At 65.7% G+C, this 18106-nt stretch carries 15 protein-coding genes and 2 tRNA genes; 13 read left to right on the top strand and 4 right to left on the bottom strand.

Annotated elements, in window-relative coordinates:
• Positions 1 to 62 precede the first annotated feature (62 nt).
• The gene (locus tag JQ633_RS22235) at positions 63 to 524 is read right to left on the bottom strand and encodes a DUF488 domain-containing protein (RefSeq protein WP_211987198.1); all 462 of its coding nucleotides are present in this window, start codon (positions 522 to 524) and stop codon (positions 63 to 65) included.
• Between the two features lie 25 nt (positions 525 to 549).
• Entirely contained in the window at positions 550 to 1377 is an 828-nt protein-coding gene (locus JQ633_RS22230) for a DUF72 domain-containing protein (RefSeq protein WP_211987197.1), read from the bottom strand.
• Positions 1378 to 1514: 137 nt separating this feature from the next.
• On the opposite strand from JQ633_RS22230, the gene JQ633_RS22225 reads away from it, so the two are divergent.
• From JQ633_RS22225 to JQ633_RS22175, 11 genes are all read left to right on the top strand, one after another.
• Positions 1515 to 1883, top strand: coding sequence for a hypothetical protein (locus JQ633_RS22225; protein WP_211987196.1), 369 nt, complete (start codon positions 1515 to 1517; stop codon positions 1881 to 1883).
• A 72-nt stretch (positions 1884 to 1955) separates the two neighbouring features.
• Positions 1956 to 2159 carry a hypothetical protein gene (locus JQ633_RS22220; RefSeq protein ID WP_211987195.1) on the top strand — a complete coding sequence of 68 codons (204 nt, stop codon included), beginning with the start codon at positions 1956 to 1958 and terminating at the stop codon, positions 2157 to 2159.
• A 249-nt stretch (positions 2160 to 2408) separates the two neighbouring features.
• Positions 2409 to 3542 (top strand): glycosyltransferase family 2 protein, encoded by a 1134-nt coding sequence (locus tag JQ633_RS22215; RefSeq protein WP_211987194.1) that lies wholly within the window; start codon positions 2409 to 2411, stop codon positions 3540 to 3542.
• 7 nt (positions 3543 to 3549) lie between these two features.
• Positions 3550 to 5067, top strand: coding sequence for a glycosyltransferase family 39 protein (locus tag JQ633_RS22210; protein WP_211987193.1), 1518 nt, complete (start codon positions 3550 to 3552; stop codon positions 5065 to 5067).
• Between the two features lie 63 nt (positions 5068 to 5130).
• Positions 5131 to 5826, top strand: coding sequence for a DUF899 family protein (locus JQ633_RS22205; protein ID WP_211987192.1), 696 nt, complete (start codon positions 5131 to 5133; stop codon positions 5824 to 5826).
• Between the two features lie 428 nt (positions 5827 to 6254).
• Positions 6255 to 7412, top strand: coding sequence for a tlde1 domain-containing protein (locus tag JQ633_RS22200; protein WP_433995679.1), 1158 nt, complete (start codon positions 6255 to 6257; stop codon positions 7410 to 7412).
• Between the two features lie 200 nt (positions 7413 to 7612).
• On the top strand, positions 7613 to 9109 hold the full coding sequence (locus JQ633_RS22195; RefSeq protein WP_211987191.1) for an AMP nucleosidase: 1497 nt from the start codon (positions 7613 to 7615) through the stop codon (positions 9107 to 9109).
• A 265-nt stretch (positions 9110 to 9374) separates the two neighbouring features.
• Positions 9375 to 9445, top strand: a tRNA-Leu gene (locus JQ633_RS22190).
• A gap of 3 nt (positions 9446 to 9448) precedes the next feature.
• Positions 9449 to 9514: transfer RNA gene (locus JQ633_RS22185), tRNA-Leu, on the top strand.
• Positions 9515 to 9852: 338 nt separating this feature from the next.
• Positions 9853 to 11016 (top strand): slipin family protein, encoded by a 1164-nt coding sequence (locus JQ633_RS22180; protein ID WP_211987190.1) that lies wholly within the window; start codon positions 9853 to 9855, stop codon positions 11014 to 11016.
• A 226-nt stretch (positions 11017 to 11242) separates the two neighbouring features.
• Positions 11243 to 14602 carry an adenylate/guanylate cyclase domain-containing protein gene (locus JQ633_RS22175; protein ID WP_211987189.1) on the top strand — a complete coding sequence of 1120 codons (3360 nt, stop codon included), beginning with the start codon at positions 11243 to 11245 and terminating at the stop codon, positions 14600 to 14602.
• Positions 14603 to 14681: 79 nt separating this feature from the next.
• Here JQ633_RS22175 and groL read toward each other — a convergent pair whose 3' ends face one another.
• A complete protein-coding gene (groL, locus tag JQ633_RS22170; RefSeq protein WP_211987188.1) occupies positions 14682 to 16322 on the bottom strand; it encodes a chaperonin GroEL in 1641 nt (546 codons plus the stop codon).
• Positions 16323 to 16365: 43 nt separating this feature from the next.
• Positions 16366 to 16680, bottom strand: coding sequence for a co-chaperone GroES (groES, locus tag JQ633_RS22165; protein WP_211987187.1), 315 nt, complete (start codon positions 16678 to 16680; stop codon positions 16366 to 16368).
• 378 nt (positions 16681 to 17058) lie between these two features.
• Between groES and JQ633_RS22160 the strand changes: the two genes are divergently transcribed.
• Positions 17059 to 17349 (top strand): usg protein, encoded by a 291-nt coding sequence (locus JQ633_RS22160; RefSeq protein WP_211987186.1) that lies wholly within the window; start codon positions 17059 to 17061, stop codon positions 17347 to 17349.
• Positions 17350 to 17509: 160 nt separating this feature from the next.
• On the top strand, positions 17510 to 18061 hold the full coding sequence (locus JQ633_RS22155) for a cupin domain-containing protein (RefSeq protein WP_211987185.1): 552 nt from the start codon (positions 17510 to 17512) through the stop codon (positions 18059 to 18061).
• The last annotated feature ends 45 nt before the right edge of the window (positions 18062 to 18106 follow it).

The raw sequence follows: 18106 nt of genomic DNA, 5'->3' as shown, positions 1-18106 counted from the left end.
GACGGAGCGGCTCGGATCGGACACGGCCTGGAATCTCGTTCCGATTCGATCAGAACGAGATTTCATACCTGCGGCGCCGCCAGGTTCTCGATCTTGACGCCTTCGCGGTCCTCGATGATCTCGGCGATCCAGCGGCGATGGCAGTGGCGATGATCGCGCTCGTAACAGAGGATGCAGACCGGGCCGGATTTCTTCACCAGCGCCGACAGTTCGTCCATCTCCTCCTTGGCCTGCGCGGTCTTCAGGTGCGCGGTGTAGATCTTCTCAAGCAGCTCGTAATTGCCGCTGCGCGAGGCCTCGCGGCCGGTCTTCGGGGTGCCGAGGCCGCGCAGATGGACATAGGAGATGCCGCGCTCGTCGAGGCCCGCGGCGAGCGCGCTCTTGGAAAATCCCGGCCGCCGCGATGAGGCGACCGCGCGGACGTCGACCAGCAGCTTGACGCCGGCCTGCTCGAGCTCGTCGAGCACCGCCTTAGACGGCGTCTGCTCGTAGCCGATGGTGAACAGCTTCTTCGCCCTCGCCATGGCAGTTCCCCTTGGCAGCGTCCTGCTACTTCACGCGCTCGATCAATTCCATCGCACCCGCCGGCGCGCGGATCTTGCCCTCATGGATCACGTAGGCGAACACGTCGCGAGGGGTCTTCTTCGGCGCGGTCTTGTCGACACGCGGCAAGTCGTCCGGCTCGCCGCCGGTCGCCCAGTCCTGGAAGCGCTTGGCCCAGGCGTCGAGCTGCTTCGGCGGATAGCAGGTCTTGAGCTCGTCATTGCCCTTCTGCAGCCGCGCATAGACGAAGTCGCTGGCGATGTCGGCGATCGCCGGATATTTGCCGTGCTCGGCGAACACCACGGGCACCTCGTGCTCACGCAGCAGCGTGATGAACTCGGGGACGCGAAAACTGTCGTGGCGGACCTCGACGACGTGGCGCAACGCGCGGCCCTCGAGCTTGCGCGGCAGCAGTTCGAGGAACTTGCCGAAATCCGCGCCGTCGAACTTCTTGGTCGGCGCGAACTGCCAGAGCACCGGCCCGAGCCGGTCCTTCAGTTCCAGTACGCCCGAATCGTAGAACCGCTTCACCGAATCGCCGGCCTCGGCCAGCACGCGGCGGTTGGTGGCGAAGCGCGGGCCCTTCAGCGAGAAGATGAAGCCGTCCGGCACCTCGCTCGCCCATTTGCGAAAGCTCTCCGGCTTCTGCGAGCCGTAGTAGGTGCCGTTGATCTCGATCGAGGTCAGCTTCGAGGCCGCGTAGGACAGCTCCTTCGATTGCGCGAGCTTGTCCGGGTAGAACACCCCGCGCCACGGCTCGAAGGTCCAGCCGCCTACGCCGATATAGATCTTGCCTGCGTCCGTCTTGGTTGCCTTGGTGGGAGCTTTGGCCACGATTGCACTCGTCGCGATGGGGGGAGGGGATCGACACTAGTCAAAATAATCGTGATTGGCCAGTTTGCCAGATTTCGCGAGCGGTGCTTATCGCGGTGGTGCGCGTTGGCTAGGATGCGGAAAACGGGAGAACAACCATGCGCATGCTGGTCACGGCCGTCCTCTTGCTCGTGTCATCTGCTGCCACATCTGCTGCTTTGGCCGACGAGGTCGATGATGCGCACAAGCTCGCGGTCACGGGCCGCGATGCCTACTGGAATTGTCTCGCCCGCGAATATCCGCGCGATAGCAACAAGGCGATGTCCGACCAGGAGTTCACCTCGCTGATCGCGACCGTCTGTCCGTCGGAGCGGCAGAATTTCCGGGTGTCGCTGATCGATTTCCTGTCGCAGCAGTTTCCGAAGCAGGATGCCGACGCCCGGCTTACGACCGCCAACCGCGCCATCGAGCTCGCGCAGAAGGACATCGTGACGGCCTTCGTGCGGCGCCGGGCGGCGGCCAAATAGCCCGTCCGGATCCTGTTGCAGCCAGCCGATTCTTGCTATCAATCCGCGCACAGGCGAGGGGGATGATCGGGCATGGATTCGCGGTCGGTGGCAGGTTTCCTGGGCACAGTTGTCGCGGCGATCGCGCTGGCGGCGGCATTCGTCTACGGGCCGTCGCCCACCCAGATTCGCAATCGGACCCAACCGGCCGCGGCGCAGCAACAGGCGGCTCCCGCGGCGGAGCCGGCGGCCCCGGCGCCGCGCGGTCCGGTGATCCGGGAAGTCCCGAACAACTGACGCCGTTCGGCCGGCCCTTGCGGACCGCCCGAGGCCTTCCTATTTAGATTGAGACGGCGACGTCGAGCTTTCCAGGGCTCCGGCGCCGGGACGACCACGACAATGGCTGCGCCGGATGTACGCGCGCCTCTTGTTCGTGGTCGTTGGCATTTTGAGGGGTATCCTGACCCCGTTTTCCACGTTTCGGAGAGTGAGTTTCGACTCACCCGCCTTGGCAGCGGCAGAGGCTGCGGCTATACGCTGGCGCTCATGAAAGACGCCATCAAGCCGGGCACCGAAACCCCGTCGCAGGCCGCTGGTTTGCCGCAGCTTTCGGTCGTCGTCCCGACCTTCAACGAACGCGACAACGTCACGGTGCTGTACCGGCGGCTCGACGCGACGCTGAAGGGCGTGTCCTGGGAAGTGATCTTCGTCGACGACAATTCGCCCGACGGAACCTGGGACGTGGTGCGAGGCCTGGCGCGGCAGGATTCCCGCGTGCGCTGCATCCGCCGGGTCGGCCGGCGCGGCCTGTCCGGGGCCTGCATCGAGGGCATCCTCGCCTCGAGCGCGCCGTTCGCGGCCGTGATCGACGCCGACCTGCAGCATGACGAGACCCAGCTGCCGAAGATGGTGGCGCTGCTCGCCAGTGGCGAGACCGATCTCGTGGTCGGCAGCCGCTACATCGAGGGCTACAAGGCCGAGGGCTTCAACAAGCAGCGCGCCGGCGCCAGCGCCTTCGCCACCGAGATCGCGCGCCGTGCGCTGAAGGTCGGGGTCGCCGATCCCATGAGCGGCTTCTTCATGGTCCGCCGCGACCGCTTCGAGGAGCTCGCGCCGCAGCTCTCGACCCAGGGCTTCAAGATCCTGCTCGACCTGATCGCGACCGGGCAGGGCAAGCTGCGCGCGGTCGAAATCCCCTACACGTTCGGCGCCCGCCAGCATGGCGAGAGCAAGCTCGATTCCATGGTCGCGCTCGACTTCTTCGGCCTCGTGCTGGCGAAGCTGACGAATGACGTGATCTCGCTGCGCTTCATCCTGTTCGGGATGGTCGGCGCGCTCGGCCTGCTGGTGCATCTCGCCGCGCTGTTCATCTCGCTGGAAGTGTTCAAGGTGCCGTTTCCGGAAGCGCAGGCCACCGGCGCGATCATCGCCATGACCAGCAACTTCATCCTCAACAACTTCCTGACCTACCGCGACCAGCGCCTGAAGGGCCTTGCGATCGTGCGCGGCCTGTTGCTGTTCTATCTCGTCTGCAGCGTCGGCCTGCTGGCCAATGTCGGCGTCGCCTTCTCGGTCTACGATCAGGAGCCGATCTGGTGGCTCGCGGGCGCGGCGGGCGCGCTGATGGGCGTGGTCTGGAACTACGCGATGTCCGGGCTGTTCGTCTGGCGCAAGCGATGACGCCGGCATGAAGGTCAACGAGGCGCGGCTCGCCCAGGACACCGCTCTGGCCGTATGCGCGCTGGTCGCGCTGCGGCTCGTGGCCGCCGCCTTCACGCCGCTGACCTTCGACGAAGCCTATTACTGGATGTGGTCGAAGTCGCTCGCCGGCGGCTATTACGACCATCCGCCGATGGTGGCGATCGTGATCCGGCTCGGCACCATGATCGCCGGCGACACGCCGCTCGGGGTGCGGCTGGTCTCGATCCTGCTCGCGCTGCCGATGAGCTGGGCGATCTACCGGGCCGCCGCGATCCTGTTCGGCGGCAGCCGGGTCGCGGCCTGCGCCACCATCCTGCTCAACGCCACGCTGATGGCCGCCGTCGGCACGCTGATCGTGACGCCGGATGCGCCGGTGCTGGTGGCGGCGAGTTTCCTGCTGTTCTCCCTCGCCAAGGTGCTGGAGAGCGGCCGTGGCGTCTGGTGGCTCGCGGTTGGCGCCAGCGCGGGCGCGGCGCTGCTGTCGAAATACAACGCGCTGTTCTTCGGCCCCGGCATCCTGATCTGGCTCGTGGTGGTGCCGAAGCTGCGGCGCTGGTTCCTGTCGCCCTGGCTCTATCTCGGCGGCCTAGTCGCGCTCGCAATGTTCGCGCCGGTGATTCTCTGGAACGCCGATCACCAATGGGTGTCGTTCATCAAGCAGATGGGGCGGGCCCGGATCGAGGATTTCCACCCGGGCTACATCGCGGAGCTAATTCCGACCCAGTTCGTGTTCGCGACACCGCTGGTCTTCATCCTCGGCGTGATGGGCCTCTACGCGCTCTATCAGCGCCGCGCTGGCGCGCTGCCGGCACGCGTGCTGGTCAACACCATGTTCTGGACCATCGTGGTCTATTTCGTCTGGCACTCGCTGCATGCGCGGGTCGAGGCCAACTGGTTCGCGCCGGTCTATCCGGCCTTTGCGGTCGCGGCCGCGGTCGCCGCGATTCAGGTGCAGTGGCCGGCGCGCGAGCAGCGCACCGTCGATTTCTGCCGCCGCTGGGCGGCGCCCGGCGGCGTCGTGCTGTTCGTGCTGTTGATCGTGCAGGCCAACACCGGACTGCTCTCGGGTTATCACCGCGACTCCACGGTGCGCAGTGTCGGCGTCGGCTGGCCGGAACTCGCAGCCGAGATCGAGGCGGTGCGTGCCCGCGTCGGCGCGAGCTGCGTGCTGGCGCCGGACTACGGCACCACCGGCTGGCTCGCGTTCTATCTGCCGAAGGGCACCTGCGTCGTGCAGCACGGCCAGCGCATCCGCTGGGTCAACATGCCCGAGCCGGATCCGGCGCAGCTGTCCGGCAAGCTGCTCTACGTGCACGACATCGAGCAAAGCCTGCCGAAGTCGATGCGCGAGACGTTCGCCCGTATCGAGACCGTCGGCGAGGCCAGCCGCATGCGCGGGCCGCTGACCGTCGAGACTTACGCGCTAGAGGCGCTGGAAGATCCGAAGGGCGAGGTGTTCGACCGTTCGCCGCCGCCGGAGCTGCAGGAAAATAACGGAAGTTGATGTCGGATCGTCCGGTTCCGGCACGTCTTCTAGACAGTCCGCCAACCGTACGAGGTTCCGACCATGACCAGTTCCGTACTCAAGCCGGCCGCCGAACTCGCCAGTACCAACACCAGGCGCATTCCCAACGAGAGCGCCGAATATCGGCGCGCCCGCCAAGCCTTGCTCGTCGAAGAGATCGAGCTGCGCCGCCAGATCGAGCGCGTCGCCGAACTGCGCCGCGCCTTGCCGCCGGGCGGCGAGGTGACCAGGACTTACGAGTTGGTCGGAGAAGCTGGCAAAGCCTCGCTGGCCGACCTGTTCGGCGACAAGCCGACGCTGGTCGTCTACAGCTACATGTTCGGCCCGCAGCGCGAGAAGGCGTGTCCGATGTGCACATCGTTCATGAGCACATGGGAAAGCAAGCTGCCCGATGTCGAGCAGCGCGTTTCGTTCGTGTTCGTGGCGCGCTCGCCGATCGCGCGGCTGGTCGAGGCGAAGCGGGCGCGCGGCTGGACCGGGCACCGGCTGTATTCCGACCCCTCGGGCGATTACACGCGCGATTACGTCAGCAAGGAAGACGCCGATCTGCCCGGCTACAACGTCTTCACCCGGCACGACGGCACGGTCCGCCACTTCTGGGCCGGCGAAATGGGCGCCGGGACCATGGATCCCGGCCAGGACCCGCGCGGTGCCCCTGACATGGACCCGCTCTGGACCGTGCTCGACACCACGCCCGAAGGGCGCGGCAAGGACTGGTATCCGAAGCTGAGCTATTGAGGGGACCGTTGTTGCCGAATCCCCGCGCCATTACGGGGTGATTTGCAATGAAATTCTCCGCCGCCTCACCGCCCGGCGAGCGCCTGCGGCGGTGAGGCGGCGTGTCCCATGATGGGACAGAAAATGGGCATTTCCCGGCCCAGGCCGATCTTAAAAAAGCCCTACGCCACAGGCACTTCCCGCGCTGCAGGGGATCGCATCCAGTTAAGTCGCATTTAACTAAAAGTCGCCTTAATGGCCGTCTGTGCCCCCTGCGCGACATCGAGCCGAACGGTCGTTCGGCGCAACGTCAAGCAAGGGACTTGGGTGGATCTGTTTTGAGCGCCGGGTGTATGAGTACGAGTGCGAGTGCGTATGTTCTTGGGGCCCCGAGCCGCAGGAAACCTTCTCGAAAAATTCTTCCTCAGCATTTCCTCGGCAGCGCCGCGGTGGCGGGACTGGTGCTTGGCTGCGCCTGGACCGTCTACGCCAACATCTTCGCCGCGAGCGTCTATCCGTCGGTGAGCAGCGCGGCGTTCGATGCGCCGGTGGCCAAGCGGCCGGTCGCCGTCGCCACGCGGCCGGCGCCCGCCTTCAACGAGATCTTCGCGTCGGTGACGCCGCCGGCCGCCACCTCGAAGACCGAGATCGCCAAATCCGAAGTTGCCAAGTCCGAAGTTGCTAAGTCGGAACCCCCGGCACCTGCGCTTATGTTTAACGATCGGTTTGCGGCGGCGTCGCCGGACGGCGTGGCGTCCAGCGTCGTGGCCGATGCCGCGCCGCAGATCGACCCGATCAAGCAGGCGGCCGCACCGAAACTCGCCGACGCGCCCAAGGTGGTCGCGACGACGAAGATCGCCGAAGCCTCCAAGCCGCTGCCGGCGCCGAAGTCGGTCGAGGCCGCGAAGAAGGAGGCCACCACCAACCTGCAGGTGGCGCTCAACGATCCGGCGGAAAAGGTCCAGCCCAAATCTGAGACGAAGGCCGCCGAGGCGAAGGCTGCCGCAAAGTCCAGCGGCGCCGTGCGCGACATGGCCGCGCGCGCCAAGGCCGCGGTGATGTCGATCGCCTCGAACGAGCGCCAGACCATGGTCGAGAAGCTGTGGGGCAAGCGCGAGTCGGGCGGTGGACTGCTGTCGTTCGCGTCGGCCGACGCCAACGTCACCGGCAGCATTCCCTCGACGCTGGACCAGAACCCGATGCTCGGCGGCTCGCCGCCCTATGACCGCCAGACCGCGGTCTACGACATCTCGGCCAGGACCGTGTATCTGCCCGACGGCACGCGGTTGGAGGCACATTCCGGCCTCGGCTCCAGGATCGACGATCCGCGGTCATCGCATCTGAAGATGGTCGGCGTGACGCCGCCGCACATCTATGAGCTGAAGCCGCGCGAAGCTTTGTTCCACGGCGTGCCCGCGCTGCGGCTGACGCCGATCGGCGGCGAGGGCAAGATCTTCAACCGCGTCGGCCTGCTCGCACACACCTACATGCTGGGGCCGAACGGCGACTCCAACGGCTGCGTCTCGTTCAAGGACTATTACGCGTTCCTCGATGCCTATCGTAACAAGGGCATCCGCCGCCTCGCGGTGCTGGCGCGGGTTCAGTAGGGCCGCATCGGTAGTGATATGTTGCGACGAAGTGCCTCGCACTCCGTCGCGCGATTCAAGGAAATCATGAAACCGTCATGAGGTGGGCGAGGGCGTGCAGCGCCGCGCCCGCCATTCACACCGTGCGTTCGAACCGTTTCGCAGACAGACGCCGGATATGGTAACGTTCCGACACGTCCAGCGAGTCTCGGATCGGCGACATGTGTCCAGCAGCTCTCCTCGAAACTCCGCCGCCGATCACGACTGAAACGTTTGTCGAGCCCGGCGCGGCGGTCAGCCGTCTCGAGGAAATCTACGAGCGCAACACCAGGTTCCTGCGCGACCGCTTCGAGGCCTATGTCAACGGCGCGGCGACCGCGATAAGGGTGCGCGCGCATTACCCGTTCGTCCGCATCACGACGTCGTCGCATGCGCGGCTCGACTCGCGCCTGTCCTATGGCTTCGTCGCCGGGCCGGGCGTCCATGAGACCAGCATCACGCGGCCGGACATTTTCCGCACCTATCTCACCGAGCAGATCGGGCTCTTGATCAAGAACCACGGCGTCGCGGTCGAGATCGGCGAGTCGCACGAGCCGATCCCGATCCATTTCGCCTATCGCCGCGACATCAACATCGAGGCAGCGCTGACCATCGCCGACAGCTCGGCGTTCACGCGATCGCTGCGCGACGTGTTCGATACGCCCGATCTTGCCGCCATGGATGATGCGATCGCCGACGGCACGTTCGAGCTGAAGCCGGGGGCTCCCGAGCCGCTGGCGCTGTTCCGCGCCGCACGCGTCGACTATTCGCTGCGCCGGCTCTATCACTACACCGGCACCGATCCGGAGCACTTCCAGAACTTCGTGATCTTCACCAACTACCAGTTCTATGTCGACGCCTTCGTGCAACTGAGCCAGCAGCGGCTCGCGTCGGGCGAGGAGGGCCTCGAAGCCTTCATCGCGCCTGGCAATGTGATCACGCGCAACGCGCGGCTCGGCGGCGGCACCAGCGGCACGTTCCCCGAACGCACGCCGCAGATGCCGGCGTTTCATCTCGTCGAACCCGGCTATCGCGGCATCACGCTAATCAACATCGGGATCGGCCCGTCGAACGCGCGTAACATCACCGACCACGTCGCGGTGCTGCGTCCGCATGCCTGGCTGATGATCGGCCATTGCGCGGGCCTGCGCAACACGCAGCGGCTCGGCGACTACGTGCTGGCCCACGGCTACGTCCGCGAGGACCATGTGCTCGATCACGAGCTGCCGCTCTGGGTGCCGATCCCTGCGCTGGCGGAGATGCAGGTCGCGCTCGAGGAGGCGGTCGGCGAGGTCACCGGCCTCAACGGCTTCGAGCTGAAGCGGCTGATGCGCACCGGCACCGTCGCCAGTGTCGACAACCGCAACTGGGAGATCAGCGGCCCGCAGGTGATCCGGCGGATGTCGCAATCGCGCGCCGTCGCGCTCGACATGGAGTCGGCAGCGATCGCCGCCAACGGCTATCGCTTCCGCGTACCCTACGGCACGCTGCTCTGCGTCTCCGACAAGCCGCTGCATGGCGAGATCAAGCTTGCGGGGATGGCGAGCAATTTCTATCGCCAGCGCGTCGGCCAGCACCTCGAGATCGGCCTCAAGGCGCTGGAGCGGCTCAAGCAGCAGGAATCCGAGCGCCTGCATTCGCGCAAGCTTCGCAGCTTTGCCGAGGTCGCGTTTCAGTAGCGCGCTTTTTCACCCCTCATTCCGGAGGCTGTCATCGGGCGCGCGTTTCGCGCGACTCTTGGCACGCTCCGGAATGACGAGGAAAGCGTGGCGCGCCGGCGACAGCGTGGCACCTGCGACGAAAAAGTCTGCGCATCCCCCTTGCAACCCGAGCGAGCTTCGTCTATTAGCGCGCTCCTTCGCTTCGGCCATGGGTTCGGGCTCGTTGAGATCCCGACTGGCGCGAGCCGCTCTGCGGTTTCGTGTTCCGCTGAAATGAAGATCACGGAGACGAAGCTCATGGCGAGCGTCGGGGGTGAGACCCCGAAGGCGTCGGTTCGATTCCGATCTCTCCACAAAGGATAGCTCAGTTAGGTAGAGCAGGTGACCCAGAATCATCTAGTCGCGGGTTCAAATCCCGCTCCAGCGCTCCGTTTCAGCCTGAAAAGCTGATACCTCTGACGAGGACCGGACGCGCGCTTCAGTCGCGGTCCGGCCGTCTTGCCGCAAGGCCTTTCGTCCGCCCATCGACACTGTGAGACCGGCTTCGCGCCGCGGTGGATACCGCTTGCGCTGATGCCGGGTGGCTCCGCACGGCCGCGCGACAACCGTCGCGCGATCGCGCGCGTGCGCCCGTCATCGCGCAAGCTTCAAGCCACGGCCCGCTTGGCCTGACAGGAAGCCGCGTTCGGTCCTCACGTCCTTTGCGAACTGTAAACCGCTCTCCGGCCCATGGGCAGGACGGCAAACAATGGAGGTGTGCCATGACACTAAACGAGACCTGGCATGTCCTGACGACTTCGGTGACTGTGAAGGACGGCGAGCGCGCGTTCCTGACGCGCAACGGCCGGCTCGAGCGCGTGCTCGCGCCCGGACGTTACAACCTGTTCGATCCCCTGCGTCAGCTCAAGGCCGAGCTGTTCGGCGTCGTGCGGGCCGAATTCCCCGCGGATCGCTTCGCGGTGATCAAGGCCGCGCGTCCCGATCTGGCGGCCGAGCTGTTCGAGGCGGTCGAGACGCGCGCGAACGAGATCGCGATCGTCAGCCTCGACGGCCGGCCCGTGCATCTGATGACGCCCTGGCAGACGCGTGTCTACTGGAAGGTCGCGACCGCCGTGGATGTCGAGCGCATCGACGTGGCAGAGGACCTGCGCGTCACCGCGCGGCATCTGGCGATGGTCCAGCCCAACCGGGCCGGTGTCATCACCGAGGCCGTGGTCGAGAACCACGAGGCCGGTCTGCTCACTGTCGAGGGCAGGCTGGTCGAGCGGCTCGCGCCCGGCCGGCACGCGTTCTGGATCGCAGGCCGCAAGATCGAGGTGAAGCGCCTCGACCTGCGTCCCCAGGCGGTCGAGATCACGGCGCAGGAGATGCTGACCAGGGATCGCATCGCGCTGCGCGTGACGCTGACCGCGTTCCGCCGGATCGTCGATCCCGAGCGGGTCGTGGCAAGCGTGCCCGACGTGGATGCGTGGCTGTACCGTCTGGTGCAGTTCGCGATCCGCGAGGCGGTGGCCAGCCGGACGCTGGACGAGGTGCTGTCTGCGAAGACAGCGCTCGATGCGGAGCTGCGCGACTACGTTCGCGAGCGTGTCGCGGAGAGCGGCGTCGAGGTCACCGAGCTCGGCGTCAAGGACGTGATCCTGCCCGGCGAGATCCGCGAGCTCGTCAACAAGGTGGTGGAGGCGGAGCGGCTGGCGAAGGCCAACCTGATCCGCCGCCAGGAGGAGACCGCGGCGACGCGTTCGCTCCTGAACACCGCCAAGCTGATGGAGGAGAACCCTCTGCTCCTGCGGCTCAAGGAGCTGGAGTCGCTCGAGCGCCTGGTCGAGAAGGTCGGCCGCATCGACCTGCATGCCGGCGACGGGCAGGGCCTCGATGCCCTGCTCACCAAGCTGGTGCGCCTGAAGGCGCCCGAGAGCGCGTGAGAGAAGAAGGGCCGCCCACGGGCGGCCCTTTGTTTCTGTCGGGACCGACGCCGGCATCCCTAGGGATGTTAACGTGCAGGTCCGCTGTAGCGTGGCACCGCCAAGGCGGAATTCGAACGCCTCCCCGGCCGGTCCCGCAAACAGCAGGTGCCACGCCGGATAGATTGCGGTAACGTCCGTTCGCCGTGGTCCGGAATTCGGCCAGCCGTCAACCGTCGGTGAGCCAATGCAGCAGATTGCGGAATGGCTCGAGAAGCTGGGGCTTGGTCAATACGCGCTGCGTTTTGCCGAGAACGGGATCGACGTTGGCGTTCTTCCCGAATTGACCGATGAAGACTTCGACAGGCTCGGGGTCCTGCTCGGCCATCGCCGCAAGATGCTGCGTGCGATCGCCGATTTCAATCAAGCCGAACTGATCGCCGCGACGGTCTCGCCGCACGATGCCGAGCGACGCCACCTCACCGTGATGTTCTGCGATCTGGTCGGCTCGACGGCCCTGTCGGCGCGCCTCGATCCCGAAGACATGTGGGAGGTGATCCGTGCCTATCGCGCGGCCTGTGCGCGGGTGATCGCGACATACGAGGGCGTCGTCGCCAGATTCGTCGGCGACGGGATCCTCGCCTATTTCGGCTATCCCCGTGCCCACGAGGATGACGCGGAGCGCGCCGTGCGCGCCGGCCTCGACGTCATCGCCGCAATCGGCAAGCTCGAGACCCGCGCGGACGAGGGAGTCGCGGTGCGGATCGCGATCGCGAGCGGGCTTGTGGTAGTCGGCGACCTCGTTTCCGGCAGCGCGTCGGAGGAGCAGGCGCTGGTCGGCGATGCGCCGAACGTCGCCGCGCGGCTGCAGAGCCTGGCGGAGCCGGGGGTGGTCGTCGTCGCCGCCTCGACGCGCCGGTTGCTCGGCAATCTGTTCACGCTTCGCAACCTCGGCCGCCGCGAGGTCAAGGGCATCGCCGAACCGATAGCGGTATGGGCTGTCGAAGGTGAGCCGGCATCGGAAAGCCGTTTCGAGGCGGTGCGCACCGCGCGCTCGATCGGCTTCGTCGGCCGCAAGGCGGAGATCGAGTTTGCGCTGTCGCGTCAGCAACTGGCGTGGCAGGGGCAGGGCCAGGCGGTGCTGATATCGGGCGAAGCGGGTATCGGCAAGTCGCGCATCGTGGCGATGCTCTCCGACAGCCTCGCGCCGGCGACGCATCGCCGCGTGCGATATCAATGCTCGCCCTATCACAGCAACAGCGCGCTGCACCCCTTCGTCGCTCAGCTGGAGCGGGCCGCCGGGATCAGGCCGGACGATGCGCCTGAGCAGAAGCTGGATAAGCTCGAAGTCATGCTGGCGCTCGGGACGCAGCAGGTGCCCACGGTGACACCGCTGATCGCGGCACTGCTGTCGATCCCGACCGGCGACCGCTATCCGCCGCTCGGCCTGAGCCCGGCGCAGCAGCGGCGGCAGACATTCGCTGCGCTGCTCGACCAGCTCGAGGGTCTCGCCCGGCAGCAGCCCGTGCTTGTGGTCTGCGAAGACATGCATTGGGCCGATGCCACGTCGCTTGAACTGTTCGACCTCGCGGTCGACCGGATCAGGGGATTGCCGATCCTCATGCTCATGACGTTCCGGCCCGATTTCGAGCCGCCGTGGGCAGGTCTTGCCAATGTAAGCTTGCTGGGGCTCGATCGGCTCGACCCGCAGGACACGCGCGCGCTGATCGAACAGGTAACCGGTGGTCGCCTGCTGCCCGGCGAAATGATGACGCAGATCATCGCGCGAACGGATGGCGTGCCGCTGTTCGTCGAGGAGCTGACCAAGATGGTCGTGGAGTCGGGGCTGCTGGTCGAGAATGCCGGGCGCTATCGCCTCGACAATCCGCTGCCGCCGCTTGCGATCCCGGCGACGCTGCAGGACTCCCTGATGGCCCGGCTCGACCGGCTGGCGCCGGTCAAGGAAGTGGCGCAGATCGGGGCGGCGATCGGCCGTGAGTTCTCATATGCGCTGTTGCGCAGCGTGGCCGGGCGCGATGATCTGACGCTTGCTGCGGCGCTTGCCCAGCTCGAAGAGGCCGAGCTGCTGATGCGTCGGGGCACGCCGCCGGATGCGAGCTACAGCTTCAAGCATGCGCTAGTCAAGGAAGCGGCTTACGAGAGCCTGCTCAAGAGCCGCCGGCAATTGCTCCACAGGCTCATCGGCGATGTGCTGCGCGACAAGTTTGCCGAGATCGCCGAGACCGAGCCGGAGGTCGTTGCCTTCCATTTCACCGAGGCGGGGCTCGGCGAGACCGCGCTGGCGTGGTGGCGCAAGGCGGGCCAGCAGGCGCTCGGGCGCTCGGCCTATCGCGAGGCGATCGCACATTTCGGCAGGGCGGTCGCCATCGCCGATGAGCTGCCCGTTGAGCCGGGTCGAATGATCGGCCGGCTCCATCTGCAGATCGCCTACGGCCGCGCGCTGCGGGGCAGTCTCGGCCATAGCGCGCCCGAGACGGTGGCTGCCTGGACGCGTGCCCGGCAATTCGCCTCCGACATCGATGATCCGATCGAACTGGCGCCGATCCAGTCGGGCCTGTTCAACGCCTGCCTGACGCACGGCGAGCTCGCGCCGATGCGGGAGTTGGCGGAGGCGATCATGGGCGCGGCGGAACGGCATCCGGAATCGCCGGTGGCGAGTATCGTCGCGCGCTGGACCAGCGGGGTCACCTGCTGGTTCGCGGGCGATTACCTGAACGCGGGCATCCATCTCGAGCAGGCGTTCGCGGCCTATACGGCCGAGTCGGATCCGGCAACCCTCAAGGCATCGACGCTCGACCTGCCGTTCGTCATCATGAGATTTCTCGCCCTGGTGCTTTGGCCGCGTGGCGAGATTGATCGAGCCCGGCAGCTCGCGGGCGCAGCGGTGAACATCGCCGGTGAACAGCGCGCCCTCGCGCGTGCCAATGCGCTGGTCCACAAGGCCGTCTTCGATGGGCTGTGCGGCAGCAGGTTGCGGCAGACCGAGACCATCCTCGCCCTGGGCCTGGCGCAGGATCACACGATGCCGCTGTATGTCGCTGCCGGCACCTACCTCAACGGTCTGGCGAAGTGGAGCGCCGGCAACCGGGCGACGGGTCTCACAGAGATGCAGCGTGGCTGGACATTGCTTCACGAGAACGACTGCTACCTCTGTGAGCCGTTCTGGGGACTGCAGATTGCGGTGGCGAACGCGGAGGCCGGACAAGTGGAGGCGGGGCTCGGCATCATCGGCGAACTGGTCGACGCGACGGAGCAGTCCGGGCAGCATTGGCTGGATGCCGAGCTATACCGCGTGCAGGGTGAGCTGCTGTCGCGTCGCGACGTCCCGGACATTTCCGGCGTCGAGCAAGCCTTCCACCACGCACTGGAGATCGCGCGAAGCCAGCAGACGAGGACGTTCGAACTGCGCAGCGCGCTGGCACTTGCTCGCCTCTACGCCGGCATCGGCCGAGTGGATGCGGCGCGAGAGGTGCTTGCGCCGGCTCGCGCCTGCTTCGCTGCGGAGCAGGATCTCGCCGAGATCAGGGATGCCGACGAACTGCTCGGCCGGATGGATCGGCCGGCCCGCCACTCGCGTGCATCCTGACGGACGCGGCTAGACAAACAAAAACCCCGGCATCGCTGCCGGGGTTTTGCATTCCGTATAATCGCCTGAGAGGCCGGACTTAGAAGTCCATGCCGCCCATGCCGCCGCCCGGAGGCATCGCGGGGCCGCCGGCGTTCTTCTTCGGCAGCTCGGCGACCATCGCTTCCGTGGTGATCAAGAGCGCGGCAACCGAGGCAGCGTTCTGGATCGCGGTGCGCACGACCTTGGTCGGGTCGATGATGCCCTTCTTGACGAGGTCGGCATAGTCGCCGGTCTGGGAGTCGAAGCCGTAGGTGTAGGCCTTGTTCTCCAGGATCTTGCCGACGATCACCGAGCCGTCTTCACCGGCGTTGATCGCGATCTGGCGAGCCGGAGCCGACAGCGCCTTGCGCACGATCTCGACGCCGGTCTTCTGGTCGTCGTTCTTGGTGCGCAGGCCCTTCAGAGCCTCGGAGGCACGGAGCAGGGCGACGCCGCCGCCCGGGACGATGCCTTCCTCGACAGCCGCGCGGGTCGCATGCATCGCGTCATCCACGCGATCCTTGCGCTCCTTCACCTCGACCTCGGTCGCGCCGCCGACGCGGATCACCGCGACGCCGCCTGCGAGCTTGGCGAGACGCTCCTGCAGCTTCTCACGGTCGTAGTCCGAGGTGGTCTCCTCGATCTGCGCCTTGATCTGGGCAACGCGGGCGTCGATGTCGGCCTTCTTGCCGGCGCCGTTGACGATCGTGGTGTTCTCCTTGTCGATCATCACCTTCTTGGCGCGGCCGAGCATCTGCAGCGTGACGTTCTCGAGCTTGATGCCGAGGTCTTCCGAGATGGCCTGGCCGCCGGTCAGGATCGCGATGTCCTGCAGCATGGCCTTGCGGCGATCGCCGAAGCCCGGAGCCTTGACGGCCGCGACCTTCAGGCCGCCACGCAGGCGGTTGACGACGAGGGTGGCGAGGGCTTCGCCTTCGACGTCCTCAGCGACGATCACCAGCGGCTTGCCGGTCTGCACCACGGCCTCGAGCAGCGGCAGCAGCTCGTTCAGCGAGGAGAGCTTCTTCTCGTTGATGAGGATGTAGGCGTCGTCCATCTCAACGCGCATCTTGTCGGCGTTGGTGACGAAGTAGGGCGAGATGTAGCCGCGGTCGAACTGCATGCCCTCGACGACGTCGAGTTCGGTCTCGAGCGACTTGGCTTCCTCGACCGTGATCACGCCCTCGTTGCCGACCTTCTTCATGGCGTCGGCGAGGAACTTGCCGATCTCGGAGTCGCCGTTGGCCGAAATGGTGCCGACCTGAGCGATCTCCTCGTTCGAGGTGACCTTCTTCGAGTTCTTCTGCAGGTCCGCAACCACGGCTTCGACCGCGAGGTCGATACCACGCTTGAGGTCCATCGGGTTCATGCCGGCGGCAACCGACTTGGCGCCTTCCTTCACGATCGCCTGGGCCAGCACGGTCGCGGTGGTGGTGCCGTCGCCGGCCGCGTCAGCGGACTTGGAGGCGACTTCGCGCACCATCTGCGCGCCCATGTTCTCGAACTTGTCCTCGAGCTCGATCTCCTTGGCGACGGTGACGCCGTCCTTGGTGATGCGGGGAGCGCCGAACGACTTCTCGAGCACCACGTTGCGGCCCTTCGGACCGAGAGTGACCTTCACCGCGTTGGCGAGGACGTCGACGCCGCGCAGCATCTTGTCGCGCGCCTCGACGGAGAATTTGACTTCTTTAGCTGCCATCTGAGTTTTTCCTTGAAAGAACTAAACTGGGAGGGAGAGGGCCTTAGGCCGCCTTCTTCTTGGAAGCGGGGACGTCGAGCACGCCCATGATGTCGCTTTCCTTCATGATCAGCAGGTCTTCGCCGTCGATCTTGACCTCGGTGCCGGACCACTTGCCGAACAGCACGCGGTCGCCGACCTTCACGTCGATGGGGATCAGCTTGCCAGCTTCATCGCGGCCGCCCGGGCCAACGGCGATGACTTCGCCCTGCGAGGGCTTTTCCTTGGCAGTGTCCGGAATGATGATGCCGCCAGCAGTCTTCTCTTCGGCGTCGATACGCTTGACCACGACGCGGTCGTGAAGCGGACGGAATTTCATGCAGTCCTCCTAAGCGATTGCATATATTGTTGAATTTCGGAGAGTTAGCAGTCTGGATAGGTGAGTGCCAGTCCAGCCGCACCGGAGATAGGCCAGTCGCGGCCTGCGGGCAAGGGCTTCTAGCAGAAAAATTGGCACTCGGCCTGGGCGGCTGCCAGCATCGGCGGTCATGCTTAATGGGCGCCGGGCGACCCGCGGATGGCTATTAGCAGATGCGGTAAGCTGCTGCCAACGCAAGAAATTTCAACAACCTATTAAACATTTAGGCTTGTGATGGGTTAGTCGCGTGCGTCACATTTCTCTCATGTGAGCGCATCCCATGCCGGTGGTCCGGCAGGCCGGCCACCACGTGAATGCGCTCCCTCACAGGAGGTTGGCATGGTCTCGCGGGTTGGTGGGGTTGTTTCCGACGACTTCCGGAAGCAGCTGTTGGGGTACGGGCTGACGACGGCGCAAATCCTCTATCGGATGCCGGATCATCCGTCATTGCTGCAGACCTATGTCTGGCAGAACTACGATCTGTTTCCGAAATTTCCGGCGCTGCAGGATTTCCTGGCGTTCTGGCAGGACAAGCTGGAAGGGCCGCTGTTCTCGGTGACGGTGGCGCATTCCAAGCTGATCAAGCCGGCCGAGCTGCGTGCCGTCGATGGCGTCTTCCGGCTGCATTGAGGCGCGAGGTCGCGTCGTTGCGTAGGGTGGGCAAAGCGAAGCGTGCCCACCATCGCGAGCACGGCATTTGAGGGTGGGCACGTCGCTGCGCTCCTTTGCCCACCCTACGCAGTGTGACTTGTGCTAGCCTTTCCCGGCTTAGGAAGACGGGAGGTAAACAATGGCCAAGCAAAAAGCGGCATCAAGACCCGCAGCCAAGACCGCGGTGCGGAAGAAATGGACCGGGCTGCGGACCGCAGCCAAATCGACCGCGCGCAAGACCATCAAATCGAAGGGCCGCGTCTCGACCGCCAAGAAGTCGGCGAAGGCCACCAGCAAGGCGCGGCCGAAGCAGCGCATCGCGATCAGCCACCACCGTGAGGAAGACTTCAAGGCCGACGGCCTGCGCGCCTACGCCAAGTACCGCGACCTCGGCATCGCCGCCGCCAGCCATGGCCTGGCACAGGCGCATGTCATCCGGCTGCAGGGACCGTGCAATCCGGAGGAAGTGTCGAAGCTGCACTTCCACGACGTCCAGTTCCAGATGGTCTACGTGCTCAAGGGCTGGGTGAAGACCTACATGGAAGGCGAGGGCGAAACGCTGATGCAGCAAGGCAGCGCCTGGACCCAGCCGCCGAAGATCAAACACATGATCCTGGATTACTCCGACGACGTCGAACTCCTGGAGGTGATCCTGCCGGCCGAGTTCAAGACGGTGGAGTTGAAGGCGTAGCGTACGCCGTCATGCCCGGCTCAAGCCCGGGCATGACGACACAGC

Origin of the sequence: Bradyrhizobium tropiciagri, assembly GCF_018130505.1 — a bacterium.
Classification (GTDB): domain Bacteria; phylum Pseudomonadota; class Alphaproteobacteria; order Rhizobiales; family Xanthobacteraceae; genus Bradyrhizobium; species Bradyrhizobium tropiciagri_B.
This window is presented reverse-complemented; position numbering and strand designations above follow the sequence as displayed.